This is a genomic window from Paraprevotella xylaniphila YIT 11841 (assembly GCF_000205165.1).
Lineage (GTDB): Bacteria > Bacteroidota > Bacteroidia > Bacteroidales > Bacteroidaceae > Paraprevotella > Paraprevotella xylaniphila.
In genome coordinates, this window is record NZ_GL883887.1 from 23,153 (window position 1) to 49,336 (window position 26,184).

A 26,184-nucleotide genomic window follows, 5' to 3' on the forward strand; every position below is an offset into this window, starting at 1 on the left:
AAAGCGACTTTCATCCATTACTCATTCATCGTCAGTGCTGCCCGGCTATTACCAACCTCTTCCACGGCCTTCACAGTCACCGCTACGTAGTCGGAAGATGTCTTGAACTTAGGCATGTCCGGAGCTACGACCGTAATCACCATGTCATCTTCTCCATTCTCATCGGCAAAGACCTGGTTGGTCGGATTAACACCATAATAGTACACGCCCTTCTTGGCATCGAATTTGGATTCGCCCGGCTGCAACGCATTACCGAAACTGAGTCTCAACACGCCGTCCTTCACGCTGCAACGCACGGCTCTTGCTATCACGGAATCCTTAGCCTCCACACTGAAGCCATAGTTTTCCCCCTTCACGAAACGTACACGAGCCGGAACGCTGACACGAGCCTCGTTGAACGCCACTGTCACCACTTCACTTGCATTTACGGCTGCCACCATCATCATGGCGCTAACCATTGTCATTAACTTCTTCATAATTTCAATCTTTTTACCTTTAATATATACTTGGCCTCCATGGCCTCTCCTAAAAACAATACAAAGGTACGGAGGTTTCCTCCCGAATGCAAGCAAAAAGACCTCTTTTAACACGCACGGAGAAATAATATTGACCTATATCAAGAAATCCCGTTCATTCGTTTGTCTTTTATGTCAAAACAGTTACAATATGTTAGCAAACGGAGCTACTAGGCGTTTCTTACCGTATCACTTTTCTCGTCCTACGACGGTTCTTTTCGCCTTTTGACAAAGAAATAAGGAGTTTTTCAGGCTTTTCTTGCGCTCCCTACCTTTTTTTTAATTAATTTTGCAAGTTCAGGAAAATAGGATTATAAAACAAATAACAGTATGCTTACATTAAAACTCATCAACGAACGGACCGAATGGGTCATCAAAGGTCTGGAGAAAAAACATTTCCCCGGAGCCAAAGAAGCTATTGACAACGTGTTGGCCACCGACAAGAAACGCCGGGAGGCACAAACCCAGTTGGATATCAATTTGTCGGAAAGCAAGAAACTGGCCGCACAAATCGGCGCGTTGATGAAACAAGGCAAGAAAGAAGAGGCTGAATCCATCAAGACAGAAGTGGCACGGCTCAAAGATACCAACAAGGCATTGCAGGAAGCCATGGAGCAGGCACAGGAAGAGCTCACGGCGCAACTCTGCGCCATTCCCAACATCCCGTACGATATCGTGCCCGAAGGTAGCGGCGCGGAAGACAACGTGGTGGTGAAAATGGGCGGAATGGAAACGGAACTGCCCAAAGACGCGCTCCCACATTGGGAACTGGCCAAGAAGTATAACCTGATTGATTTCGACCTCGGCGTGAAAATCACCGGGGCGGGCTTCCCCGTATATCGCGGCAAAGGCGCACGGCTCCAACGTGCCCTCATCAACTTCTTTCTCGACGAGGCGCGTAAATCGGGCTATGAGGAAATCATGCCTCCCACAGTGGTCAACGAGGCTTCCGGTTACGGCACCGGACAGTTGCCCGACAAGGAAGGGCAGATGTACCACTGCAACCTCGACAACTTCTATCTCATCCCCACCGCCGAAGTACCCGTGACGAACATCTACCGCGATGTCATCCTCGACGAAAAGGACCTGCCCGTCAAGAATTGCGCCTACACGCAATGCTTCCGCCGCGAAGCCGGTTCCTACGGTAAGGATGTGCGCGGCCTGAACCGCCTGCATGAATTCTCGAAAGTGGAAATCGTGCGCATCGACAAGCCTGAGCACTCGGAACAGTCACATCAGGAAATGTTGGCCCATGTGGAAGGCCTGTTGCAAAAACTGGAACTCCCCTACCGCATCCTGCGCCTTTGCGGAGGCGACATGAGCTTCACGTCTTCCATCTGTTACGATTTCGAAGTCTATTCCGAAGCCCAAAAACGTTGGTTGGAGGTCAGCTCCGTGTCCAACTTCGACACTTACCAAGCCAACCGGCTGAAATGCCGTTATCGTCGTGCGGAAGACAAAAAAACGGAATTATGCCACACACTCAACGGATCGGCGTTGGCCTTGCCGCGCATCGTGGCCGCCATCATGGAGAACAACCAGACACCCGAAGGCATCCGCGTGCCGAAATGCCTCGTGCCCTACTGCGGCTTTGAAATGTTGGACGAGCAACCGTGCTGAGCCATACCTATTATTATAAATCCAAACGAATAGAGTTATGAACAGAATCATATCCAAAACCCGCTTCTCCGAAAAAGTCTTCAAGTTCGAGATAGAAGCCCCGCTGATTGCCAAAGCCCGGAAAGCCGGCCATTTCGTCATCGTCCGCGTGGGCGAAAAAGGGGAACGCATGCCGCTGACCATAGCCGGTGCCGATCCGGCCAAAGGTACCATTACCTTGGTGGTACAAGAAGTAGGACTTTCCTCCACCCGTCTGTGCCACCTGAATGAGGGGGACTATATCACCGACGTGGTCGGTCCGTTGGGCAAAGCCACTCATATCGAGAAATTCGGCACGGTGGTATGTGCAGGAGGAGGAGTAGGCGTAGCCCCCATGCTTCCCATCATCGAAGCCCTGAAGGCAGCAGGCAACCGCGTGATTTCCGTGTTGGCCGGACGAAGCAAAGAACTGATTATCCTAGAAGACGAAGTACGCAAGAGCTCTGACGAGGTCATCATCATGACCGATGACGGCAGCTATGGCCGCAAAGGATTGGTGACCGAAGGCATAGAAAGTGTCATCCAACGTGAAAAGGTGGACAAATGTTTCGCCATCGGCCCGGCGGTCATGATGAAATTCTGCTGCCTGCTCACTAAGAAATACGGTATCCCGACTGACGTGTCACTGAATACCATCATGGTAGACGGCACGGGCATGTGCGGCGCCTGCCGCATCTCCGTGGGTGGAAAGACACGCTTTGTCTGCGTGGACGGCCCCGAATTCGACGGCCATCAGGTCGATTTCGACGAGATGCTCAAGCGTATGGGTGCCTTTAAAAAGGAAGAGACGGAAGAGATGCAACGGTTTTCACAAGCATCCGGAAGCACGCCCGAAAGTACGGACTGCCAAGCAGAAAAAGCCTGTGCGGCCGATGCTTCCCAAATGGATACCACGACTTCGCTCAGCGAGCTGACCGACCGTAATGCACCGTGGCGGCAAGAAATCCGGAAGGCCATGAAGCCGAAAGAACGCACGGCCATCTCGCGTGTCGTCATGCCGGAACTCGATCCCGTGTACCGCGCTACCACGCGCACGGAAGAAGTGAATATCGGACTCAGCGCCGAGCAGGCCATGACCGAAGCCCGACGCTGTCTGGACTGCGCCAACCCGACATGTATGCAAGGATGCCCGGTAAGCATCAACATCCCGTCGTTCATCAAGAACATCGAACGGGGCGAATTCCTCAACGCCGCCCGCGTGTTGAAGAGTACTTCCGCGCTCCCGGCTGTCTGCGGACGGGTTTGTCCGCAAGAAAAACAATGCGAAAGCCAGTGCATCCACCTGAAGATGAACGAACCGGCCGTGGCCATCGGTTATCTGGAACGCTTCGCTGCCGACTTCGAGCGTGAGAGCGGCATGATGTCCGTCCCCGAATGTGCTCCGGCCAACGGTATCAAGGTGGCCGTCATCGGTTCGGGCCCCGCCGGACTTTCATTCGCCGGCGACATGGCCAAATACGGGTATGACGTGACGGTGTTCGAAGCCTTGCATGAAATCGGCGGCGTACTGAAATACGGTATTCCTGAGTTCCGCTTGCCCAACAAGATTGTGGACGTGGAGATTCAGAATCTGGAAAAAATCGGTGTGAAGTTCGAAAAGGACTGTCTCGTAGGCAAAACCATCAGCGTACAGGAATTGGAAAACGAGGGCTTCAAAGGCATCTTCGTAGGTTCCGGCGCAGGACTGCCTAACTTCATGGGCATTCCGGGCGAGAACAGCATCAACATCATGTCGAGCAACGAATACCTGACGCGCGTCAACCTTATGGACGCCTCCAACCCGGATACGGACACTCCCATCCATTTGGCCAAGAACGTCATGGTAGTGGGCGGTGGCAACACAGCCATGGACTCTTGCCGTACGGCCAAACGCCTGGGTGCGGAACGGGTGATGATTGTCTACCGCCGTTCGGAAGCCGAGATACCGGCCCGCCTCGAAGAAGTGAAGCACGCCAAAGAAGAGGGTATCGAGTTCCTCACCCTGCACAACCCGTTGGAATACATAGCCGACGAAAAGGGCGCGGTGAAGCAGGTGGTCTTGCAAAAGATGCAACTGGGCGAACCGGATGCTAGCGGACGTCGCAGTCCGGAACCGATACCGGGCGCCACGGAAACGTTGGACATCGACATGGCCATCGTAGCCGTGGGCGTATCCCCCAACCCGATTGTCCCCACTTCCATCCAAGGTTTGGAGTTGGGGCGCAAGAATACCATCGTGGTGAACGAGGGCATGCAGACCAACATTCCCTGCATCTTTGCCGGAGGGGATATCGTGCGCGGCGGTGCCACCGTCATCCTCGCCATGGGCGACGGTCGTCATGCAGCCAGCAGCATGCATGAGTATTTGCAGAAATAACCTGCATCACATCACATACATCAGCCCGTATGGACCGTGTGGTTCATACGGGCTGATTCGTTAGCGCACCGTGCACAACGCCATCCTTCCCCATTTTGGCATTACAAACCCAGTTCCCGCCTCAACCATTCCTCCATCACCGGATCCGGAATGACAACCTGACGTTTTTCCATCTCGATAAGTTCTTTCTTCAATAATGCCCGTTTTACGATGCTCACATTGGCCGACGAGCCCAATTTGTACTTCTGCAAAACGGCACGCGTAGTGAATTCCCTGTGCACACCCTCCAGTACGGCCCGCAAAAAATTCATCTGATATGCAGTGAGGCTCTCTGTCTGCTTTTCGAACAGCGGCGTATTCTGGTCGATGATATCCTGATATGCCCCCTCGAAATCCTGTTCCGTGGCCGTCTCGTCTGTATGAATCCACACCAACCACGCCAACTGCTGCACATACGAAGAATGGTTGTCTACGGCCCGGCATATCTTCCCGGCCAACTCGGCGGAAATATGTTTGCCCGTAGCCTCAAAGCGTCCGCAAATATAATCGACCCAATCCTCCGTCCCGATTTTGGGCAAATATACCGTATCGCCGAACTTGTAAAAAGGAAGGCTCTTTTTCTCAAAAAGTTCATTCATAAGATGTTTCTTACTGCCGAACAGGCAATACGACACCGATTTCTGTAATTGCCAAACCGAACGCAAGCGTTTCTGAAAAGCCTTTGAATCTTTAAACTCGGCTATCTGTTGGAACTCGTCGATGCACACGACTACATCGATACCTTTTTTGTGCGCAATTTTTTCCGGAAGTTGCAGGATATCGTCCACATCGTCTGCCTTGGGATTGAGTTCCAACGAGATGGAAAAATCCGTCATAGGCTCCGTGCCCAACGAAATCTTAGGGCTGATCCGCGAAAGGAACAACCGGGCATTTTCCATCCACTCCTCCAGTTTGGAAGAAGTCTGTTTGAGCACAGCCGACGCGAAAGCATCGTAAAATTCCCGTTCGCTACGACAAGAAAAAATATCCAAATAGACTACTTTCAACGTATCAGACTGAGCCAAACGGCACACTTTACGGACCAAAGATGTCTTCCCCCAACGGCGCGGAGAAATCAACACCGTATTCACACCATGCCGGAAGTTGGACAACAAACGAACTGTTTCCTTCTTGCGGTCGGTAAAATTGTCACCCGAAGTGGCCACACCAAAAACAAATGGCTTATTTTCCATAATCATCCTCTGTTTAACCCATCGCGAAGATAATGATTTTCCCGTTTAGTAACAACTTTATTACTAACAACCTTATTACAAATTGCACAACCGGCAGCTTCAACCTCCTTTTTTCCGCCCACGCGGCACAAGCAGCCCTATATTTTCGTAACTTTGCGCCCGGAAAAAAGAAACGTAAAATGAACGCAGTCTACACCATCTTGCTGCTCATCAGCAGCAACATTTTCATGACGTTGGCCTGGTACGGCCATCTGAAGTTGCAGCAAACGGGCGTATCGTCCCATTGGCCGCTTATCGGTGTCATCCTTTTCTCGTGGATGATTGCCTTCGCGGAATACTGTTGCCAAGTACCGGCCAACCGACTTGGCTTTGAAGGTAACGGTGGCCCTTTCAACCTGATGCAACTTAAAGTGATTCAGGAAGTCATCTCGCTCATCGTCTTCACGGTCATCGCCACCGTGATGTTCCAAGGGCAAGCTCTGCACTGGAACCATCTGGCCGCCTTCTTCTGCCTCGTGTTGGCCGTATATTTCGTATTCCTTTAACCACAAGCCCCCGTAAAAGCATGCAACTCACGGAAGCACAACTCTTGGAACGCCGTATCTGGCGGCATTTCAGCAAAGGACTGACCCAATACCATTTACTAGACGACGACGACCACATCCTGCTCGGTTTGTCCGGTGGCAAAGACTCGCTCGCCCTGCTCGACTTCATGGCACGCCGCGCCCGCATCCACCGGCCGAAACTCACCCTCACAGCCCTACACGTACGCATGACGAACATTGCCTACGAAAGCGACACGGCCTACCTGGAGGACTTCGCTGCCGCACGCGGCGTACGCCTTATCGTGCGCGAGACCTCGTTCGACCCAAGCACCGACACGCGCAAAAGCCCCTGCTTCCTTTGCTCTTGGAACCGCCGGAAGATGCTCTTCACCGTGGCGCAGGAACTGAGTTGCCACAAGATTGCGTTGGGCCACCATCAGGATGACATACTGCACACGCTGCTGCTCAACCTTTCTTTCCAAGGCCAGTTCGGCACGATGCCCGTACGGTTGCAAATGCGCAAGTTCCCCATGACCATCATCCGCCCGCTGTGCATGGTGCAGGAAAAAGACCTCGCAGCATGGGCGGAACTGCAAGGCTACCGCAAGCAAAAGAAGCTCTGCCCCTACGAGACCGATTCACACCGCTCTGACATCAAACAAATATTCGGACAAATAGAACAACTGAACCCGGAGGCCCGTTACTCAATGTGGAACGCTATGGAGCAAGAAGGCAAGCTCATGGAATAAATCACTGACATACAATATGATAAACAGCCATCCCCGACTAACCGGAGATGGCTGTTTCATTCTGCGCCAAATGATTTTTCAATCTCCTGAGATTGATTTTCCGTTCTGCGCCAAACGATTTTCAAATCTAAGGCGAACGATTTTCCATCCCGTTTTCCACCTCATCCCACCCTGCGTTTTCCGCAAAAGCCATCATCGAAAAACAGGACAAATCCTCCACGTCAACGCTGTTCCACCATACGGATGGTACCGTCCGCATTGTGGTAGAGCCGGTCCACACAAACGGAACGCAACCATGGGTCTCCGGATAGCGCACTATTGTGGTAAAAGGCAAACCACTGGCCTTTGTACTGCACGATGGAACCATGGTTGGTAACCCCCGTTTCCGGACGGGTGGGCTGCATGTAAATGCCAATATGTTTCCACGGCCCGAGCGGATGGTCACTGATGGCGTAACGCATGCGGTTATATCCGGGCACGCCCTCCTGACCCGGTTCATGGTTGTCGGAATAGGAAAGGTAATACTTGCCATTGTATTTGTGAATCCACGCAGCCTCGTGAAAATCCACAAGCCCTTCCATGGTCCGCATCGCGCCGTCCAGTTCCATCATGTTATCCTTCAGCCGTCCGCCCTTGCACGTGCCGCCTCCACCGTTATAGATGTAAGCCTGTCCGTCGTCGTCCACAAACACGCAAGGGTCGATGAGAGGATCCATCCCCTCAATGTACCCCTGCACGGTGAAGTTGGCAGCCGGTTCTTTGCTCGTGGCCACCCCTATTTTCCAACTCCAATGCCAGTCCGTCTCACTCGGATGGGGAAAATAGAAATAATACGTGCCGTCTTTGTAAGCACAATCCGGAGCCCACATGAAGCCGCCCTCCTTACGCCCCCAAGGCACCTGCGAGGCACGGAGAATTTCTCCGTGGTCGGTCCAATGCACCATGTCGTCGGTGGAAAACACATGATACTGGTCCATCAGGTCGCAACCGCGAGCCGGTGCGATGTCATGGGAGGCATACACATACAAGCGTCCATCGGCCCAGACGTGGGCTGAAGGATCAGCCGTATAGATATGGCGGATAAACGGATTCGGTGCCAGGTTGTCTATCTTCTCTTTTCCTTTCCCGGCTTCACTTGTGACGGTGGAGTGGCGTTGCGCCACGCACGCCGTCAACAAAAGGGCACATACGCTCCATATACTCTTTTTCATACATTCATCTTTGTTTACAGTAAAACTTTATTTCCCAAAAAGCCACCGGACTCCACAAGTGTCCGTCTCACTTGCGCCGCTCTACCATACGGATGGTGCCGTCGGGATTGTAATACAAACGGTCCACGCAGACGGAACGCAGCGCGGGATTGCCGGACAAGGCTATGGAATGGTAAAAAGCAAACCATTCGCCCTTGTATTCCACGATGGAACCATGGTTGGTGAAACAGTCTGAACCGCCCATGTAAATGCCCATGTACTTCCACGGCCCGAGCGGATGGTCGCTCACGGCATAGCGCATGCGGTTATATCCCTCCTCGCCTTCTTGTCCAGGATTGTGATTGTCGGAATACGAAAGATAATACTTTCCGTTGTATTTATGCACCCATGTAGCCTCATGGAAATCCACCAGTCCCTCCATGGCCTGCATCGTGCCGTCTATCTCCATCATGTTGTCCTTCAGCCGGCCGCCCTTGCACGTACCGCCCCCGCCTTGGTATAAGTAAGCCTGTCCGTCGTCGTCCACAAACACGCAGGGGTCGATAATCGGGTCCAAGCCCTCGATATAGCCCCGCACGGTGAAATTGGCAGCCGGTTCCTTACTCGTAGCCACCCCTATTTTCCAACTGTCATTGGTATACGTCCCGCTGGGATGGGGAAAATAGAAATAATACGTGCCGTCCTTGTAGGCACAGTCCGGTGCCCACATGAAGCCGCCCTCCTTGCGTCCCCAAGGCACTTGCGAGGCGCGGAGAATCTCGCCGTGGTCAGTCCAGTGCACCATGTCGTCGGTGGAAAACACATGATACTGGTCCATCAGGTCGCAACCGCGCGGCGGATTGATGTCATGGGAGGCATACACATACAAACGTCCGTCGGCCCAGACATGGGCAGAAGGATCGGCCGTATACATGTGACGGATAAACGGATTGGGAGCGAGGCTGTCGATCTGCACAGTCTCCTTTTGTTCGCGGTCTTTGCTGCCGTCCGATGCGGGACGGGAGGCGGTACAGCCCGCCCACAGCAAAGCGCATACTGCATAAACGCATTTTTTCATAAATGTGGTTTGTTAGGTTGTTAAAACAAAAATCTTATCCTGCTCTTATCCCAAGCAAGGATGCCCGTTAGGGATTTTTCAAAACAAATTTATCGAAACAAGACTGCCCTGACAAGTTTCCGCTGCAAATTATGGCATCCCTTGCCGTAAATTGACGCATTATTGCTATTTTTGCAATCAAACGTACACTTCCGCGCACTACGACATGAACGACTTTGCCGCCATAGATTTCGAGACCGCCAACGGGCAACGTTCCAGCATTTGCAGCGTGGGGCTCGTGGTGGTCCGCAACCGGGAAATTACCATCCGACACTACCGTCTGGTACGCCCCTATCCCAATTACTATAACTATTGGAACACACAGGTTCACGGGCTTTCCTTTCAGGATACGGCCCACGCCGCCCCTTTCCCGGAGGTATGGCGCGAAATCATACCCTTGATTGAAGGTTTGCCCTTGGTGGCCCACAACCGCCCGTTTGACGAAGGATGCCTGAAAGCCGCCTTCCAAGCCTATGGCATGGAATACCCCGGTTACCCGTTCCATTGCACCCTCCGCGCTTCCCGTCTTGCATTCGGCCGGGACTTGCCCAACCATCAACTGCAAACAGTAGCCCTCCGCTGCGGATACGACCTGACGCAGCACCATCATGCCTTGGCCGACGCAGAAGCATGCGCCCGGATTGCCCTAAAAATCCTGTGACGGCCGCTCCGGCTACTGTACCAAAAAGACCGTCCCTGCACAGAAAGCATCCGTACAGGGACAGTCCCGGAAAATGAAAAACAGTTATATCTTATCACGATTCCGGCCGGAGCACTTCCACCGGCTTGTCGTTCATGCATCGGCGCACCTGTCCGTAAACGATGAGCGACACTACCACGCATAGGCCGCACACGATGGCCGCCATCAATCCCACGCCCGGCGTCTCACCGTAGTGGAAATACTCCATCCATTTGCGCATGAGCAATGCTGCCGGGAAGTAGGCCAACACGCCACCCGCCACGACATAAAGCAAATAAGACCGGAGCTGCGGCCGGAAAACATCACGGAAACCTGCACCCATCACCCAGCGGATGGCCATGCTCCTTCGCCGCAGGCGTAAGGAATAGAGCAGCATGGAGAACACACCGGAGAACGTTATCAGTACGCTGAACACCGTCAAAGCACTCAGAAGATTAGCGTAATACGTTTCCTCTTTGTAATTTCCCGATATGTATTCGTCCAAAGACGACAAGATGATTTTCTCTTCCGGCACGTCAAAACGCTGCAACACGCGGCGGACGGCAGCCTCGGCATCTTCACGCTTACCCTCTTCATGCTTGATATATACGGCATCATGCTCAAAGAAATCACATTGATGATTCTCCGAAACACCTACCAACATCATCTCTTCTTCTCCTTTATGGAAATCCGACAAACGAATATCCACTTCGCCCACAATATTCAATGCCTGATGCTCGTAATGCGTATTATAGTCTGTTTTTAACAGGATGCACTGCTCATTACCCGTCATTTTACCGGTGTACAACCGTGCCTTGCGCACATCCTTCACGTTGAACGCCTGCATGGCAGAGCCATTGAACAGGACTTGCAGTTTATCGGCCTGCTCGGCCTTGGAGGAGAACGTGGCACCATTCTTGGACTTGATTCCGAAAAACTCCATGGCACGGAAAGGAATCTCCGCATATCTCACACCCTTATCCCCACTTTCATAACTTTCTTTTCTACCGGCCAGTTCTTCTTCCGTCCCTACCGAAATATAGTGCAACGACACCGGATTGAAAATATCACCGGGCATGGCTATTGCATCCGTAATACCCGAACCGGATTCTTTACGGAACTCTTGGGGCAAATTTTTAAAAATAGACATATAGTTGTACACCTCATCCTGTCCCCGCAAAGTCAGCCACCCAGTGTACAACCGCAAGATGTTGTTGCGCTCGAAGCCCAAATCGGAATGAATCATCCCGGAAATCTGGCGTTGCATCCCCAACGAAAGGAAAAGCAGCAACGCACTCGCGAAACATTGCACCACAAGCATCCACGCGTGCGTCCGCTGTCCCTGAGACTGACCGCAGAAAGACAAGCGATAAGTATTCTGCATCTTCCACACCGGATACCCCATCCCCAAGAGGCAAAGCAACACCACGAATCCCGACACCACCGCAAGGCAACGGCCTATCTGCCCGGCATCGCCCAACACATAACCCTCATACCTCAACCACTCTTCGCCCATCGCTGCCAACAACAGCCCGAGGAACACCACCGGCAACATCTCAGTAAGCATCCATTTGGCATTCTGCACATCCGAGGCACCCAAGCTCCGCCGCAAAGCATACTCACGGATTCGTCCTAAAAATATAGACGTGTAAACCGCCAACAGATTCACTACGGCACTCAACACCAATAGCAAAGACACTGCCACAAACGCCAGTTGGTAAAAGTAAGCCCGGACAAAACCGGAGCCGTCTCCCATCTTGTGAAACATACGTAAAGGGGTCAGCACCAGTTTTCCCGTGGGATAACTATCTTTTATATCCACGCGTGAAAGTTCGCTTTCCGTCCGCTCCGGACGGGATGTGCGGACCAGAATCCTGAAATTTTCATGAACCGCACTATTCCTCTCATAATCCTCCACCCACAACGGGCTGATAAAGTCATAATGCAAATTGCTCTTTCCCCGGCAGTCCTCCACCACGGCTCCCACTGTATAAAGCAACTGCCGCCACTTCTGTATGTGACATACACTCTCGCCACACACATCTATGCGCCCGAACAACTTGCGGGCCATAGTTTCGGTCAAAACAATCCGGTTATCCGCAGCCGCCACTTCTTCAAGCGAACCGGAAAGAACACGGCATCCCAACAAGGCTACCATCTCCGTAGATGCAGACAGCTCTTGCGCATAAAAAAACGTTTCGGGACGATCCGGCAGGTAAACACGTTCCCGCCCTCCTTGGTAACGGTACATGCCAATCATAGCTTCCTTCCCCAACACACTGCTTACCCTGTCACCCCAACGATACAACAGGGATTCGGTATGCTCCAAAGAATCTTCCCGTTCCACCACATACAAATCCTTATACCCCGGCCGGAAACTGTCATAGTGCGTCTCCGTCCACAGCCAGTTCACGCTGAACGTCAGGCACACGATGCTTACCGCCAAACCGGACACAGAGGCCACGGCCTGCCACCCTTGGTGGCGCAGACCGCGAAGAGCCTGCTTGAAATTCTGAATCCATAAACCCATGGCGACCTCCGCTTCTAAAGGTTCTGCAATCCGGCTTCTTCCTCACCCAGCACATGCCCGTCAAACAGATGGATGATGCGGTCGGCATAGCCCGCATCATGCTGCGAATGGGTCACCATGACGATGGTCGTCCCTTCGCGGTGCAGTTCGCTGAGCAAGCCCATCACCTCCTTGCCGTTCTTGGAATCCAAGTTTCCCGTCGGCTCGTCGGCCAGAATCAACTTCGGACGGGTCACGATGGCACGGGCGATGGCTGTGCGCTGCTGCTGTCCTCCGGAAATCTGACGGGGATAATGGCGTGAACGGTGCATAATGTCCATGCGGGCCATGGCCTCCTCCACCCTGCGCTGGCGTTCCTGCTTCGGCACACCCATGTAAAGTAATGGCAAGGCGATGTTCTCCTGCACCGTCAGCTCGTCGATGAGGTTGAAACTCTGGAACACGAACCCCAACATGCCTTTGCGCAATTCGTTCCGTTTCGACTCGCTACAAGAGGACACGTCTTTCCCGTCGAGCAGATATTGCCCCGAAGACGGGCTGTCCAACAGGCCGAGAATGTGAAGCAACGTGGACTTGCCACAGCCCGAAGGCCCCATGACGGCCACAAACTCACCCAGACCTATCTCGATATTCACTTTGTCCAAAGCCCAAGTTTCCACTTCGTCTGTCTTGAACACTTTTGTCAATTCATTCACTTGAATCATCGTTTCCATACATTATTCTCATTTATCAATTAATATTTATGTTTAAGCTTCCGGCCGGAGCACTTCCACCGGCTTGTCGTTCATGCATCGGCGCACCTGTCCGTAAACGATGAGCGATACCACCACACACATGCCGCACACGATGGCCGCCATCAGTCCCACGCCCGGTGTCTCACCGTAGTGGAAATATTCCATCCATTTGTGCATGAGCAATGCCGCCGGGAAGTAGGCCAACACGCTGCCCGCCACGACATAAAGCAAATAAGACCTGAGCTGAGGTCGGAAAACATCCCGGAAACCCGCGCCCATCACCCGGCGGATGGCCATGCTCCTCCGCCGCAAGCGCAAGGAGTAGAGCTGCATGGAGAACACGCCGGAAAACGTTATCAACACGCTGAACACCGTCAACGCCGAAAGCAAACCGGCGTAATAAGTCTCTTCCTTGTAGCTGTCTGCCATATATTGCTCTAACGGCATCAAGTGAATCTTATCCTCGGGGACGTCGAACCTCCGCAACACGCGGCGTATGGCAGCCTCTGCGTCCTCGCGTCGTCCCGGCGCATGTTTGACATACACCGCATCGTGTTCCACGAAACGGCATTCGTGACGGTCGGGGATACCGACCCACATCAATGGCCGTTCTTCTTCGTGGAAATCGCTCAAGCGCACGTCCATGATGCCTTTCACTTCCAACTTTCCGGCAATATGGTTAGTCCACGTAGTATACATCATTATATTATGCCCGGTATCATCGGAGCCGACATAAAGGTTCACCTTCCTGAAGTCTCCCGCCCGGAACTTCCTGCAAGCCGCCTCGTTGAACATGACCGGCTCCACACCGTCCTGTTCCGGCTGTCCTTCCAACCGCGCACCTCTCAGAATGTGCAGGTGGAAAAAGTCGAAAGCCGCATAAGGAACCTCCATATAATCTATTTCGTTTTCGGGTGTCAACCTGTCATCCTTCTTCCCGTTCCATTCTTCTTCGGTCAACAAATTGATGCGCCTCCGCGAAAAACGGTTGAAAATATCCGCAGGCAAGGCTATGGCATCCGTGATACCGGCTGCCGCCTCCTTCCGGAACTCCTGAGGCAAGTCGTAAAATATGGATTTGAAATCAAAAGGTTCTTCTTCGCCGGGCCAGTATTTCCGCCCGGTGTGCAAACGCAATATGTCCTCACGTTCAAAGCCAAGGTCTTGGTTCATCATCCCCGACAACTGGCGTTGCATGCCTAAAGAGATGAACAGCAAGAAAGCCGACGCGAAACATTGCACCACCAACAGCCAAGCGTGGGAACGGCCTGCGGAAACCCCTCCGCCCAACGTAAACCGATAAGCCCGGCGCACCTTGTGTACGGGATAACCCGTCCCGGCCACCACCAACACGAGCACTGCCCCCACGACTTGTGCGAAACAGACATACACATGCGAAAGATTGCCGGGCACTTGGCCTTCGTGCGCCAACCACTCCAAGGCCACGCAGCCCAACAAAATGCCCGACAAGGCAACGGGCATGACCTCCGTCAGCATCCAAACGGCATTCTGCCATGCCGACGCTCCCAAACTGCGGCGCAAGGCGTATTCGCGCACCCGTCCTAAAAAAACGGAAGTGTACACCGCCAAGAGGTTGACTACGGCACTACACAACAACAAGACGGAAATCAGCGTGAACGCCAAAGGGTAAAAATAAGCGTGCAGGAAAGATTCGCCGTAACCCACCTTATGAGCCGTGCGCAAAGGGATAAGCCGGAACTTCCAGTAACTCTTCTCCTGCGGCAAGTAAATCCGGCTGAACGCTTCCTCCACAACCCTGGGTTCTTCGGTCCGGACATAGACCATGTAAAGACCGAAAGCATTCCACTCCCGTTCACTTTCCTGCACATTCAGCGGCGACAACATATCGTACTCCCTAAACGTCCTACCTTCGTTATCGGCTACTACCGCCCCCACGGCCTGCGTCCCATCCACACCATAACCGGAGGTCTCAAAGGTTTGCCCCACGGCATCCGTCCTTCCGAAAATCTTCCGGGCCAGACTTTCTGTCAGAACCACATGCCCGGGCATGGCCAATGCCTTTTCAGGGTCGCCGGACAGTACCGTAAGCCCCAAAGCACGCACCATCCCAGAAGAAGCAGCCAAGCTACTGGCTCGAAAATAGTCCTCTTTCCGACCGGAAGGATACACTTGGATACCCGATGTCATCCCTACCACTCCTACTTCAGCTTTTCCCTCCAACAAACTGTCCATCTGCACAGCCACATTGTAAACGACACTGACTGTCCAACGGGTAGAATCATTATACTGCACCAGATACAAGTCCTTGTAACCCGGACGGAAGTAATCGTAGTTCGTTTCCGTCCACAGCCAGTTCAGGCTGAACGTCAGGCACACGATGCCCACGGCCAATCCCATGGCAGAAATCCCAGCCTGCCAACCGTGGCTGCGCAGATTACGCAAGGCCTGTTTCAGGTTCTGCACCCACAAACTTATTGTTCCCATAGCTTCAAACTATTTCCTTGGTTTCATTCGTCCCATGCCAATTCCTCCACGTCGCCATAACGGCTGTAGCCGGACGTAATGACACGGTCGCCGGGTTGCAGGCCTTCCAACACTTCATATTGCTTGGGGTTTTGCCTCCCCAAACGGATGAACGTGCGCACGGCACGGCTCTCGCCCGGCACCACCTTATAAATCCACTGTCCGCCCGTCACGGAATAGAAATCGCCACGAGGGATGGTCAGCACCCGTTCCGGGTTACCCAATTCTATCTGCACGCGCAGAGCCTGCCCGAGGCGCAAGGACGGAGGCACCTCGCCCGTAAAAGCCAAGTCCACGGTAAACATGCGGTCCTTGACCTCCGGTACGACGCGCCGCACCGACATGGCATATCGCTTGCCCTTGTAAGTGCCCTTGGCTGGAAGCCCGCTTACGATACGGTCGATGTAATACTCCCCGGGAGTGACCCGCACCTTATAGCGGTCGAGCACCTTGACTTCTCCGATTTCCCCTCCGGCCTGCACCTGTTGGCCGGGCACGACCGTGAGGTTGCTCAACTGCCCCGTGAGGGGCGCACGCACCACGAGCCACTCCTGCTTGGCCTTCACCCGCTCGAATTTCCGGATTTCCTGCTCCCTGTCGTTGCGGATGAGCGAGCGGCGCATGATGGTGGCCGCCGAATCGTGCTGCAGGCTCTCCTGTTCCAGTTCCGCCGCACGGGTCTTGTACTCGTACTCCTGCCGCGCCACCTCCAGTTCCGCCTTGCTCTTGATGCCCATGCGGAACTCCTCTTGGCTCAGGGCATAGCTGTCCGAAATGCGTTGCAGCTCATAACGGTTCTGCAACACCTGTTTGCGCAAGAGCAAAGTCTTCTGTTCCATCTCGATTTCCTGCTCACGGTAGGACATGAGTTGCTTGTGCAGGGCATTCTCCTGCACCTCCATCTCGTCCAACAACTCGGGATTGGACAGCACCAACAACGTGTCGCCCTGCCGCACCCGTGCGCCCTCTTCGGCCACGATGCGCTCCACGTAGCCGCTTATCCGGCTGTTCACGCGCAAGGACAGCATGGGTTGCACCACCCCCTCCTGCTCCACGTATTCCAAAAAGTCGGCCTCTACGGCTTCGGCAAGTCCCAACGTATCGGCCGACACGCGTTGTTTCTCGGGCGAGAACAGCAAGACCACCGTATAGGCAGCCAAGGAGAGGAACACGATGCCTCCCGACACATAATATTTGTGGCGCACGAACCACGGTTTTTTCTTGAGTTGTATGTCCATATATATAATAAGGTATAAACGTTACACATTCAGGTTCAGTCTTTCACCAGTTGCCCGTAATCCACCTGCAACGGGCGGCCTTCGAAGAAGTCGTAGAGCGTCAGGCTGCGCAGGGTGTAGTAGAGGCTCCAGTAAGTGTGCAGGGCGTTCAGGTAATTCCGGCGTGCGGCATCTTTCTCCTCGATAGAGGCGTTGAGGTCGAGCACACTGGATTTTCCCAACACGTACAGGCGGCGCGCCACCTCGCTGCGGCGCAAGGCCGTGCTGTCCGTGCGGGCCGCCACGCGCACACGTAGCCCCTGCAGGTTGAACTGCCCCACCAACTTGCGGATGTTTTGGTCGAAGTCCGTGCGGCTCTGCTCCACTTGCGTCTCCACCAAGTCCCGCTGCGAACGGGCCACGCGCACTTGTCCGCGCCCCTTTCCCCAGTCCAGGATGGGCAAGGTGATGCCGATGCTCACCGCCTGTTGGTCGAGCGGATGGCGGTAGGTGGAAGAGAATTTCTCTGCCGTCTGCGTCAGGCCGAAACGGAGATAGAGGTCGGCTTTCAGGCCGGCGTTGGCCTTGGCCTGCGCCACGTTGCTTTCCGCTTCCAACTTGCGCCGCTTCATGTAGAGGATGTCGGGACTGTGGAGATGCGCCCACTGCAAGGCCGCCCCCTCCTCCACCATCACGTCGGGCACTTCCGTGACCATCCGTATCGCGGGCAAGGTGTCGCCTTCATGCAAGCCCAGATAGGAACGCAAGTCCAGGGCGCATTCGTCCATCTCGATACGGGCATTCAGCCGGTTGGTTTCCTCGTTCAGGCGGTTGATTTCGAGTTGGAGCATCTCATTCTCGGTGGTCGTGCCAATCTGGTAACGCCCCTGCGCGAAACGGTAGAGCGTGTCGGCATGGGCGAAATTCTGGCACGCCGTGGCATAGTTGCTCTGTGCCATGGCCAGCGCGAAGAACTTGTCCACGGCCCGTGCGGCTACCAACTCCATCGTCTCCAGATAAGACCGCTGCGCCTCCTCGTAGCGCACCGGTTCGATGCGCCGCCTCCACTTCAGGCTGTTGTACCCGAAAAGCGACTGGCTGTAGCCGATGTTGACCGGCACGCTCTTCCAAGAAAAAGTGCGGTCGCTCAGCAAATCCGTACGCAAAAGGGAGGATTCCAAGGACAACGTGCCGCCCGTCCAACTGACATTCTGCTGCACGCGCAGGGACAGGTCGGTGTTCAACAGGTTTTGCTCGACGAAACGCACCGACCCGTCTTCCATCGTGATTTGGTTGATGGAACGGTCGAGGTTCGGGCCGGAAGTCAACGTAAGCGAAGGCAAATAGTCAGCCCGGAACGAACGGTAGTCCCAATAGGCCGAGCGGAATGTATGGCGTGCGGCCAACGCGTCGGGCGAAGACTGGCAGGCCCGGAGCACCACATCGTCCAATCCCCAGCCGCCCGCAGGCAGAAGAGGCTGTGCCGCCGTCCCCATCCCCCAACACACCGCGCATGCCGCGCATCCTATCCGCATTCTGATGTCCATAAGTCTTTTTATCATTCGGTTACAACTAATCACATCCAAATTGCGTGCCAAAAACACAAACAACTGTATTCTAGACGTGTACCCCATCCACACCTGAAAACGACTTGTGCGGATTTGCACTTTTTATGTGCGGAAATGCACATCCGCACACATTTTTGCGTAACTTTGCCCCGTACCAAATACCATATTCTATGCCTGCATTAGGAAAAATACTCATCATAGACGACAACGAAGACGTGCTCTTCGCCCTCCATCTCCTGCTTGAACCCTACGCGGAGAAAGTCAAGGTCATGCGCTCGCCCGACCGCATCGTGCATTTCATCACCGACTTCCGGCCGGACATCGTGCTGCTGGACATGAACTTCACCCGCGACACCGTGAGCGGACAAGAGGGCATGGACTGCCTGCAGGAAATCCTGAAACTGGACCGCCATGCCGTGGTGGTCATGATGACGGCCTATGCCGACACGGACAAAGCCGTGCAGGCCATCAAGGCCGGGGCTACGGATTTCGTGTCGAAACCTTGGGAAAACGATAAGCTGCTGGCCACGCTCCACGCCGCCATGAAGTTGCGCCGCTCGCAGACGGAGGTGGGACGGTTGGAAGAGCGCGTGGAAGCCCTCAGTGCCGAACGGGAAACGCCGCAGCCCCTGCTCATCGGCGAATCGGAGGGCATGAGGAACATCGTCTCCACCATCGGACGCTTGCGCGAGGCCGACGTGAACGTGCTCTTGTTGGGCGAGAACGGCACAGGGAAGGACGTAGTGGCCCGCTACCTACTCGCCCATTCGTCGCGTGCGGCAGAACCGTTCGTGACCATCGACGTGGGTGCCGTGCCGGAAACCTTGTTCGAGAGCGAACTGTTCGGATACGAGAAAGGCGCCTTCACCGATGCCCGCAAAGAAAAGAAAGGACGGCTGGAACTGGCCCACGGGGGCACGCTCTTCCTCGACGAGGTGGGCAACCTCTCCCCCGCCGCCCAAAGCAAGCTGCTCACGGCCTTGGAGAAAAGGCGCATCGTGCGTCTCGGCGGCACGCACGAGATTCCGATAGACGTGCGCCTGATATGCGCCACCAACGCCGACTTGCACGCGCAGGTGACGGAGGGCACGTTCCGGCAAGACCTGTTCTACCGCATCAACACGGTGGAAATCCACATCCCGCCCCTGCGCGAACGCGGCGAGGACATCCAACTGCTAGCCGACCATTTCCTGCGGACGTACGCACGGAAATACAAGAAAGACATCCGGCAAATCGCACGCGAGGCGAGGGGCAAGCTGCAACGGTATGCCTGGCCGGGCAACGTGCGCGAACTGCAACATGCCATCGAACGCGCCGTCGTGCTCTGCAACGCCGACACCCTCCATGCCGACGACTTCCTGCTGCACGCCCCGGCATCGCACGTGGCCGACGGCGGGACACTCAACTTGGAAGCACTGGAACGCAACGCCGTGGAGAAAGCCGTCCGCCTGTGCGAAGGCAACATGAGCCGCGCCGCCCAGATGTTGGGCATCACGCGCTACTCGCTCTATCGCAAACTCGAAAAATTAGGCTTATGAAAATACCCCCTCATTGGCAGGCAGCCGCCTGCGGCGCAGGGTTGTTCCTGACGGCCTCAGCCGCCTGTTTCTGCGCTGCGGAGCAACTGTGGCTCACCGCTGCCGTGTGCGTCGCGGCCTTCATCGGCCTGTATGCTTCCCTCCACCACCGGCAGACACGCCAAATCAGGCTGTTGCGCTCTTTCATACGGGGCATCCGCCACAGCGGGTTGAAAGAGATTCCCCGTTTCGCCCCGGAGGAATCCGGCCACGCCCTCGGCCTGGAACGGGAAATCGAACACACGCTCGCCGCATACCGGCAACAGCTGTTCGACGAGGCCACACGGCAGAAATATTACCAACTCCTGCTCGACCACGTGGACACCGGCATCGTCTCGTGCGACGGCGAAGGGCAGGTGGAATGGATGAACCGGGCGGCCACGGCACAAGTCGGCACATGCCGGTGCGTGCCGGAGGAATGGTTGCGGCGGTCCGGACCGGAGGCGCGCGTAGTGCCGGTGGAACGCCACGGGCAAACGAAAGAACTCTTGCTCTCGTCCACACGCTTCACTTTGGACAACCACCCACGGATACTCCTCACGCTCAAAGACATACACCACGTGTTGGAAGAACAGCAACTGGAATCGTGGAAGACGCTCACCCGGGTACTGACCCACGAAATCATGAACTCCCTCACCCCCATCCTGTCACTGAGCGAGACGCTCACCCGGCAAGCCCCCACGGCAGAACCTTCCGCCCAACAGTACGGCCAGATGCAGCAAGCCTTGCAGGCCATCTACCGCCGCAGCAAGGGCCTGCTCCACTTCACGGAGAACTACCGCAAACTGACCCGTGTGCCCCCTCCGCAATACGCAGCCATCCGTGTGGACGAGCTTTTCGACGACTTGAAAAAGCTGTTCGAGGGCACGCACCTCACCTTCGACCAACCTTATCCCGGTTTCACGTTCCAGGCCGACCGCTCCCAAATCGAACAGGTCTTGATTAACCTGATTACCAACGCACGCGACGCGTCCCCAAGCCCCGAAAGCGAAATAAAAATCCATTTGCGCCGGAACACGGCCGAGGACGAAGTGCAAATCAGCGTGCAGGACTACGGGCAAGGCATCCCCGTGGAGGCGCAGGAGCGCATCTTCGTCCCGTTCTACACCACCAAACCGAACGGTTCGGGCATCGGTCTGGCCCTATGCAAGCAAATCGTCAACCAACACCACGGCTACATCACCCTGCATTCCGCTGTGGGGAAAGGCAGCCTGTTCACCCTCTGCCTGCCGCGCAACGGCCTGCGTGCGCCCCAAACTTGAAACGCACAGGACGAATGCTTGTATACAGGTTTTTTACCACCGCCGCACCGTTTTATTGCACACTGAGAATCAATAACATACAATAGAAAAATCAATCTCCGCAGAACGAAAAATCATTTGGCGCAGAATGAAAAATCGTTTGGCTTAGATTGATTTTCCGTTCTGCGGCAAATGAAACGAGCCTTTCAGCGACAGGAAAAATGTAACGCTTTAGGAAGAAAGAGGATTCCTTTACACCGACCTAAAAGACCGCGTGGAGCGTCCTTTCCACGTTAAATATTATTAGAAAAGGATACAGGATAAAGAATAAATCCCTACCTTTGAATAAATAAGGTATAACCATCAGTTTGAACATGAAGAAATATATATTGCCGGTATTTTGTTCCCTTTTGCTTTCCTTGCCTTCGCAAGCGCAGAAGAACGGGCAGGCCATACCCCCCCCAACGGCTGAATATTATATGAATCATTACCAGTTTGACGAGGCGGAAGAACTCCTTAATCAGGACATCAAGAAGCTGAAACGCAAACGGCAACCGACCGACGTGGAAGAAGGAAAATTGCAGAAAATAGCCCGGTTGCGCTCCATGATGAGAGCTACGGAACGGGTGACGGTCATAGACAGCCTGGTCGTGGACAAGAATACGTTCCTGAACCACATCAAACTCAGTCCGGAAAGCGGGGAAATCAGTCCGTACGGCACATTCTTCAACCGTCCGGACGAAAACAATTGCACAGTCTACCTGTCCGAATTGGGCAATAAGATATATTTCGCACAACCGGACGAGAACAAATACCTCCGGTTGTTTACCAGCGACCTTGTGGGAGGCCAATGGACCAATCCCCATAAATTGGATGAGTTGGACGGAGATGACGCGCAGAACTATCCGTTCATGCTATCCGATGGCATCACGCTTTACTATGCCGCCCAAGGAGAGGAAAGCATCGGAGGATATGACATCTTCGTGACACGCTATGACATGGATGAGAAGAAATTCCTCTATCCGGAAAACCTTGGCATGCCTTTCAACTCGCCTGCCAATGACTACATGTTGGCCATTGACGAGTTCAACCAACTGGGATGGTTCGTGTCCGACCGGAACCAACCGGAGGACAAGGTGTGTATCTACATCTTCATCCCGAACGATGTCCGCAAGGTGTATGATGCCAATATATACGAGGAGGATGAACTATGCCGTCTGGCCCTTATCCACAGTATTGCGGAGACATGGGGGGACAAGGAAGCCGTGGCACAGGCACGGCAAAGGCTGCAAGCCGCACTGAGTGCACCCAAGGTGGTCAAGAAGCAGAAGGACTTCGAGTTTGTCATAGACAACCGCAACACTTACACCTTGTTGGACGACTTCAAATCTCCGGAAGCACGCAAAAAAATGGCTGCATGGCAGAAGAACCGTATGCAACTGGACAAAGACCGCCAACAACTGCAAACCCTGCGCGACCGGTATGCCAACGGCAACGACGCGCAACGTCAAACGTTGAGCCAACAAATCCTTCAGCTTGAAGCACAATGCGAAAAGGCTGAAACGGCACTGCGTGCGGAAGCCAAAACCATCCGCAATATAGAAATACAATCACACAAAAAATGATCATGTTTATCTTTTAAAACCATAACGCTTATGAACAAGTATTTTGCACCATCAGAGCTTATCATCAACGAAGACGGGAGCATATTCCATCTTCACGTAAAACCGGAACAACTGGCAGACAAGGTCATCCTCGTGGGCGACCCGGGGCGTGCCCCCGTAGTGGCAGCCCATTTCGACACCCAGGAATGCGACATCTCTAGCCGCGAATTCAGAACAATCACGGGTACGCATAAAGGAAAACGTATCACGGTCGTATCCACCGGCATAGGCTGCGACAACATCGACATCGTCATGAACGAACTGGACGCCTTGGCCAACATCGACTTCAACAGCCGCAGGGAAAAAGCAAAGCTCCGCAGCTTGGAACTGGTGCGCATCGGTACATGCGGCGGGCTTCAGCCTTATACGCCGGTCGGCACATTCATTTGTTCCGTAAAATCAATCGGTTTCGACGGTTTGCTGAACTTCTATGAAGGGCGCAATGCCGTATGCGACCTGCCGTTAGAACGCGCGTTGCTTAATCATTTGGGATGGAGCGGAAACCTGTGCGCCCCTGCTCCTTACGTCATCGACGCACATCCGGAACTGATAGAACGCATAGCTGCCGACGATATGGTACGGGGCATCACCGTAGCCTGCGGTGGATTCTTCGGCCCGCAAGGCCGTCAGCTCCGCATTCCTTTGGCGGACCCCCGTCAGAATGAGAAGATTGAAAGCTTTTCTTACAACGGACTTCAAATCACCAATTTCGAAATGGAGAGTTCCGCACTGGCCGGATTGGCCCGTCTGATGGGACACAAGGCCACGACATGTTGCATGGTGATAGCCAACCGGGTGGCCGGAGAAGCCGATCCAAGTTACAAAAACAAAATCGACGATCTGATTCAGTTGGTCATCGACCGGATTTAAACGATTATACAAGCATGAATATCGATTTCAACCCCTCTGAGGATTCAGACAAAAGCGAACGCTACCGCCAATTTCTCAAACATTACGCCGCGCTTATCGAAGGGGAACGGGACGAGATAAGCGTAATGGCCAACACGGTGGCTGCACTGAAAGAAGCGTTCGGGTTCTTCTGGGTAGGATTTTATCTGGTGAAATCCGAACAAGAACTCACACTCGGGCCGTTCCAAGGGAGCATTGCCTGCTACCGTATCCGGAAAGGACGTGGTGTCTGCGGTACGGCATGGGAGAAGGCATGCCCTCTGATAGTGCCCGATGTGGATCTTTTTCCCGGACATATCGCATGCAGCAGCGAATCCCGTTCTGAAATCGTGATTCCAATCATATATAATAAGGTAATAAAAGGAGTATTGGACATAGATAGTGACAAAGCGGACAGTTTCGACGAAACCGACCGTAAGGGGTTGGAAGAAATGGTCAACCTGATGGCTGCCACACTGTACCGATGACCTATTAAACATTCATATCCCTCTCCGTCCGTCTGCACTACAGACGCGACGGGGAGTTTCTGAAATAGCAAACAGCTCTCATGAACACGCAAGATACAATTTGTGCCATTGCCACTGCACAAGGAGGTGCCATTGGCGTAATCCGCATCTCAGGAAAAGATGCCATCGCCATAACCGACCGTATTTTTACTCCCGCAGGTAAACACCCCCTCCCCCTTTCCGAACGCAAGGCTTACACCATGGCATTCGGACATATCCGGCAAGACGATGGGGAGATCATTGATGAAGTATTGATCGGTTTGTTCAAGTCACCTCATTCTTACACGGGCGAAGATTGCGTGGAAATCTCATGCCACGGTTCGTCTTTCATCTTGCAACAAGTCATGCAACTGCTCATCCGGAAAGGATGCAGGGCGGCCGGTCCGGGTGAGTTCACACAACGTGCCTTCCTGAACGGAAAGATGGATTTGAGCCAGGCAGAGGCCGTGGCAGACCTGATAGCCTCTTCGTCCGCTGCCACCCACCGGATGGCCATGAACCAGATGAGGGGCGGTTTCAGCCGCGAACTGTCTGCCTTGCGCGAACGCTTGCTCCACCTCACCTCCCTGATGGAACTGGAATTGGATTTCAGTGACCATGAGGAACTGGAGTTTGCCGACCGTAGCGAATTGGAAACCATTGCCGGAGATATAGAAAAAGTCATCAGTGGATTGGTCCACTCATTCAGCGTGGGAAACGTCCTCAAAAATGGAATACCCGTAGCGATTGTCGGTGAAACCAATGCAGGAAAGTCCACACTCCTGAACACGCTGCTCAACGAAGAAAAGGCTATTGTGAGCGACATACACGGCACAACGCGCGATGTGATTGAAGACACGGTAAACCTCAGCGGCATCACGTTCAGATTTATCGACACCGCCGGTATACGCGACACCCACGACACAATAGAAAACATGGGGATTGCACGCAGTTTCCACAAGATGGAACAAGCGGAAATTGTCCTATGGGTCGTAGACAATACTTGTGCGGAAGCCCAAATCCGACAACTTTCGCCCCGTATCCTCCCTCTCTGTTCCAACAAACAACTCATCATCTTGTTGAACAAATCAGACCAAGCATCGCCTATCCCGACAAAGCTATCCGGCTTGCCAGAAAACACTGTCACGCTATCTATTTCTGCCAAAGAAAAAACAGGTATCCAAGAACTGCAAAATCTCCTTGTAAAGGTAGCCTCTGTCCCTGAACTGACTTCTTCCGACCTCATCGTCACGAATGTGAGACACTACGAGGCATTATCTCTGGCTCTCGAAGATATCCACCGCGTACAAAACGGACTTCAAACTCACCTTTCCGGTGATTTCATCAGTCAGGATTTACGTGGATGCCTTTTCCATCTGGCCGAAATTGTAGGCGGTGAAATTACTACAGATGAAGTATTGGGGAATATTTTTAAGAATTTCTGCATCGGGAAATGATATATCGCAATTAACTGCAACGAATTAGAACCAACTACAATGAAGCCGCTGATTTTCAGTGGCTTTTTTATTTGTCCAAAATCCGGCTATGTGCAGTCGGATATAGTTGTCCGCCATATTTTTCTACCGTATTTCTACCGCGGAACATTTTCGGGATTTGCCCCGATGTCACACTGAAGTAGTCAACAACATGTGTTGACAATGGTTTACATAGGTAGACAAAAAGCGAAATTAAAACTATATGGTTTCACTAAA

Annotated in this window: 20 protein-coding genes; 11 read left to right on the forward strand and 9 right to left on the reverse strand. The window is 53.6% G+C overall.

All coding sequences use genetic code 11. The annotated features are described in order from the left end of the window. Nucleotides 1-17 precede the first annotated feature (17 nt). Nucleotides 18-476: a hypothetical protein gene (locus tag HMPREF9442_RS14310; protein WP_253271124.1), complete on the reverse strand. Its 459-nt coding sequence runs from the start codon at nucleotides 474-476 to the stop codon at nucleotides 18-20. A 369-nt stretch (nucleotides 477-845) separates the two neighbouring features. Here HMPREF9442_RS14310 and serS point away from each other — a divergent pair, with 369 nt between their 5' ends. Both serS and HMPREF9442_RS14320 read left to right on the forward strand, forming a co-directional pair. Next, nucleotides 846-2,135 (forward strand): serine--tRNA ligase, encoded by a 1,290-nt coding sequence (serS, locus tag HMPREF9442_RS14315; protein ID WP_008629991.1) that lies wholly within the window; start codon nucleotides 846-848, stop codon nucleotides 2,133-2,135. A gap of 37 nt (nucleotides 2,136-2,172) precedes the next feature. Beyond that, complete coding sequence (locus HMPREF9442_RS14320; protein ID WP_008629994.1) at nucleotides 2,173-4,530, forward strand: bifunctional dihydroorotate dehydrogenase B NAD binding subunit/NADPH-dependent glutamate synthase; 2,358 nt, start codon at nucleotides 2,173-2,175, stop codon at nucleotides 4,528-4,530. A gap of 101 nt (nucleotides 4,531-4,631) precedes the next feature. Here the strand turns inward: HMPREF9442_RS14320 and HMPREF9442_RS14325 are convergent, their stop codons facing one another. Beyond that, complete coding sequence (locus HMPREF9442_RS14325; protein ID WP_172634417.1) at nucleotides 4,632-5,762, reverse strand: AAA family ATPase; 1,131 nt, start codon at nucleotides 5,760-5,762, stop codon at nucleotides 4,632-4,634. A 179-nt stretch (nucleotides 5,763-5,941) separates the two neighbouring features. On the opposite strand from HMPREF9442_RS14325, the gene HMPREF9442_RS14330 reads away from it, so the two are divergent. Together HMPREF9442_RS14330 and HMPREF9442_RS14335 are read left to right on the forward strand one after the other, a co-directional pair. Beyond that, on the forward strand, nucleotides 5,942-6,307 hold the full coding sequence (locus HMPREF9442_RS14330) for a DMT family protein (RefSeq protein WP_040603217.1): 366 nt from the start codon (nucleotides 5,942-5,944) through the stop codon (nucleotides 6,305-6,307). A 20-nt stretch (nucleotides 6,308-6,327) separates the two neighbouring features. Next, a complete protein-coding gene (locus HMPREF9442_RS14335) occupies nucleotides 6,328-7,056 on the forward strand; it encodes a tRNA 2-thiocytidine biosynthesis TtcA family protein (protein ID WP_008630007.1) in 729 nt (242 codons plus the stop codon). Between the two features lie 221 nt (nucleotides 7,057-7,277). On the opposite strand, the gene HMPREF9442_RS14340 is transcribed toward HMPREF9442_RS14335, so the two are convergent. Next, complete coding sequence (locus HMPREF9442_RS14340) at nucleotides 7,278-8,267, reverse strand: family 43 glycosylhydrolase (RefSeq protein ID WP_008630009.1); 990 nt, start codon at nucleotides 8,265-8,267, stop codon at nucleotides 7,278-7,280. Between the two features lie 67 nt (nucleotides 8,268-8,334). Further along, the gene (locus HMPREF9442_RS14345) at nucleotides 8,335-9,324 is read right to left on the reverse strand and encodes a family 43 glycosylhydrolase (protein ID WP_008630011.1); all 990 of its coding nucleotides are present in this window, start codon (nucleotides 9,322-9,324) and stop codon (nucleotides 8,335-8,337) included. Nucleotides 9,325-9,529: 205 nt separating this feature from the next. On the opposite strand from HMPREF9442_RS14345, the gene HMPREF9442_RS14350 reads away from it, so the two are divergent. After that, complete coding sequence (locus HMPREF9442_RS14350; protein WP_008630014.1) at nucleotides 9,530-10,024, forward strand: 3'-5' exonuclease; 495 nt, start codon at nucleotides 9,530-9,532, stop codon at nucleotides 10,022-10,024. A 94-nt stretch (nucleotides 10,025-10,118) separates the two neighbouring features. On the opposite strand, the gene HMPREF9442_RS14355 is transcribed toward HMPREF9442_RS14350, so the two are convergent. The 5 genes from HMPREF9442_RS14355 to HMPREF9442_RS14375 are packed head-to-tail and all read right to left on the reverse strand — an operon-like array spanning nucleotide 10,119 to nucleotide 18,524. Beyond that, entirely contained in the window at nucleotides 10,119-12,572 is a 2,454-nt protein-coding gene (locus HMPREF9442_RS14355) for an ABC transporter permease (RefSeq protein ID WP_008630016.1), read from the reverse strand. A 14-nt stretch (nucleotides 12,573-12,586) separates the two neighbouring features. Then, nucleotides 12,587-13,276 carry an ABC transporter ATP-binding protein gene (locus tag HMPREF9442_RS14360; RefSeq protein WP_172634419.1) on the reverse strand — a complete coding sequence of 230 codons (690 nt, stop codon included), beginning with the start codon at nucleotides 13,274-13,276 and terminating at the stop codon, nucleotides 12,587-12,589. Between the two features lie 42 nt (nucleotides 13,277-13,318). Further along, nucleotides 13,319-15,772, reverse strand: coding sequence for an FtsX-like permease family protein (locus HMPREF9442_RS14365; protein ID WP_008630019.1), 2,454 nt, complete (start codon nucleotides 15,770-15,772; stop codon nucleotides 13,319-13,321). Nucleotides 15,773-15,795: 23 nt separating this feature from the next. Beyond that, the gene (locus HMPREF9442_RS14370; RefSeq protein ID WP_008630021.1) at nucleotides 15,796-17,049 is read right to left on the reverse strand and encodes an efflux RND transporter periplasmic adaptor subunit; all 1,254 of its coding nucleotides are present in this window, start codon (nucleotides 17,047-17,049) and stop codon (nucleotides 15,796-15,798) included. A 35-nt stretch (nucleotides 17,050-17,084) separates the two neighbouring features. Further along, nucleotides 17,085-18,524: a TolC family protein gene (locus HMPREF9442_RS14375; RefSeq protein WP_420850140.1), complete on the reverse strand. Its 1,440-nt coding sequence runs from the start codon at nucleotides 18,522-18,524 to the stop codon at nucleotides 17,085-17,087. Nucleotides 18,525-18,766: 242 nt separating this feature from the next. Between HMPREF9442_RS14375 and HMPREF9442_RS14380 the strand changes: the two genes are divergently transcribed. The 6 genes from HMPREF9442_RS14380 (at nucleotide 18,767) to mnmE (ending at nucleotide 25,929) form a co-directional block, all read left to right on the forward strand. Continuing rightward, on the forward strand, nucleotides 18,767-20,134 hold the full coding sequence (locus HMPREF9442_RS14380) for a sigma-54-dependent transcriptional regulator (protein WP_008630025.1): 1,368 nt from the start codon (nucleotides 18,767-18,769) through the stop codon (nucleotides 20,132-20,134). After that, nucleotides 20,131-21,435 carry a sensor histidine kinase gene (locus HMPREF9442_RS14385; protein ID WP_008630027.1) on the forward strand — a complete coding sequence of 435 codons (1,305 nt, stop codon included), beginning with the start codon at nucleotides 20,131-20,133 and terminating at the stop codon, nucleotides 21,433-21,435. Before HMPREF9442_RS14380 ends, HMPREF9442_RS14385 begins: the two co-directional genes overlap by 4 nt. A gap of 353 nt (nucleotides 21,436-21,788) precedes the next feature. After that, complete coding sequence (locus HMPREF9442_RS14390; protein ID WP_008630029.1) at nucleotides 21,789-23,039, forward strand: hypothetical protein; 1,251 nt, start codon at nucleotides 21,789-21,791, stop codon at nucleotides 23,037-23,039. Between the two features lie 30 nt (nucleotides 23,040-23,069). Next, complete coding sequence (locus HMPREF9442_RS14395; protein ID WP_008630031.1) at nucleotides 23,070-23,948, forward strand: nucleoside phosphorylase; 879 nt, start codon at nucleotides 23,070-23,072, stop codon at nucleotides 23,946-23,948. 14 nt (nucleotides 23,949-23,962) lie between these two features. After that, complete coding sequence (locus HMPREF9442_RS14400; protein ID WP_008630033.1) at nucleotides 23,963-24,454, forward strand: GAF domain-containing protein; 492 nt, start codon at nucleotides 23,963-23,965, stop codon at nucleotides 24,452-24,454. Between the two features lie 80 nt (nucleotides 24,455-24,534). Then, nucleotides 24,535-25,929, forward strand: a complete 1,395-nt coding sequence (gene mnmE / locus HMPREF9442_RS14405; protein ID WP_008630035.1) for a tRNA uridine-5-carboxymethylaminomethyl(34) synthesis GTPase MnmE — start codon at nucleotides 24,535-24,537, stop codon at nucleotides 25,927-25,929. Nucleotides 25,930-26,184: the final 255 nt, after the last annotated feature.

Excerpts from the sequence above, each read along its gene's own strand:
- HMPREF9442_RS14310 (WP_253271124.1), bottom strand. The coding sequence starts at position 476 with ATGAAGAAGTTAATGACAATGGTTAGCGCCATGATGATGGTGGCAGCC.
- serS (WP_008629991.1), top strand. The coding sequence starts at position 846 with ATGCTTACATTAAAACTCATCAACGAACGGACCGAATGGGTCATCAAA.
- HMPREF9442_RS14320 (WP_008629994.1), top strand. The coding sequence starts at position 2,173 with ATGAACAGAATCATATCCAAAACCCGCTTCTCCGAAAAAGTCTTCAAG.
- HMPREF9442_RS14325 (WP_172634417.1), bottom strand. The coding sequence starts at position 5,762 with ATGGAAAATAAGCCATTTGTTTTTGGTGTGGCCACTTCGGGTGACAAT.
- HMPREF9442_RS14330 (WP_040603217.1), top strand. The coding sequence starts at position 5,942 with ATGAACGCAGTCTACACCATCTTGCTGCTCATCAGCAGCAACATTTTC.
- HMPREF9442_RS14335 (WP_008630007.1), top strand. The coding sequence starts at position 6,328 with ATGCAACTCACGGAAGCACAACTCTTGGAACGCCGTATCTGGCGGCAT.
- HMPREF9442_RS14340 (WP_008630009.1), bottom strand. The coding sequence starts at position 8,267 with ATGAAAAAGAGTATATGGAGCGTATGTGCCCTTTTGTTGACGGCGTGC.
- HMPREF9442_RS14345 (WP_008630011.1), bottom strand. The coding sequence starts at position 9,324 with ATGAAAAAATGCGTTTATGCAGTATGCGCTTTGCTGTGGGCGGGCTGT.
- HMPREF9442_RS14350 (WP_008630014.1), top strand. The coding sequence starts at position 9,530 with ATGAACGACTTTGCCGCCATAGATTTCGAGACCGCCAACGGGCAACGT.
- HMPREF9442_RS14355 (WP_008630016.1), bottom strand. The coding sequence starts at position 12,572 with ATGGGTTTATGGATTCAGAATTTCAAGCAGGCTCTTCGCGGTCTGCGC.
- HMPREF9442_RS14360 (WP_172634419.1), bottom strand. The coding sequence starts at position 13,276 with ATGATTCAAGTGAATGAATTGACAAAAGTGTTCAAGACAGACGAAGTG.
- HMPREF9442_RS14365 (WP_008630019.1), bottom strand. The coding sequence starts at position 15,772 with ATGGGAACAATAAGTTTGTGGGTGCAGAACCTGAAACAGGCCTTGCGT.
- HMPREF9442_RS14370 (WP_008630021.1), bottom strand. The coding sequence starts at position 17,049 with ATGGACATACAACTCAAGAAAAAACCGTGGTTCGTGCGCCACAAATAT.
- HMPREF9442_RS14375 (WP_420850140.1), bottom strand. The coding sequence starts at position 18,524 with ATGGGGACGGCGGCACAGCCTCTTCTGCCTGCGGGCGGCTGGGGATTG.
- HMPREF9442_RS14380 (WP_008630025.1), top strand. The coding sequence starts at position 18,767 with ATGCCTGCATTAGGAAAAATACTCATCATAGACGACAACGAAGACGTG.
- HMPREF9442_RS14385 (WP_008630027.1), top strand. The coding sequence starts at position 20,131 with ATGAAAATACCCCCTCATTGGCAGGCAGCCGCCTGCGGCGCAGGGTTG.
- HMPREF9442_RS14390 (WP_008630029.1), top strand. The coding sequence starts at position 21,789 with ATGAAGAAATATATATTGCCGGTATTTTGTTCCCTTTTGCTTTCCTTG.
- HMPREF9442_RS14395 (WP_008630031.1), top strand. The coding sequence starts at position 23,070 with ATGAACAAGTATTTTGCACCATCAGAGCTTATCATCAACGAAGACGGG.
- HMPREF9442_RS14400 (WP_008630033.1), top strand. The coding sequence starts at position 23,963 with ATGAATATCGATTTCAACCCCTCTGAGGATTCAGACAAAAGCGAACGC.
- mnmE (WP_008630035.1), top strand. The coding sequence starts at position 24,535 with ATGAACACGCAAGATACAATTTGTGCCATTGCCACTGCACAAGGAGGT.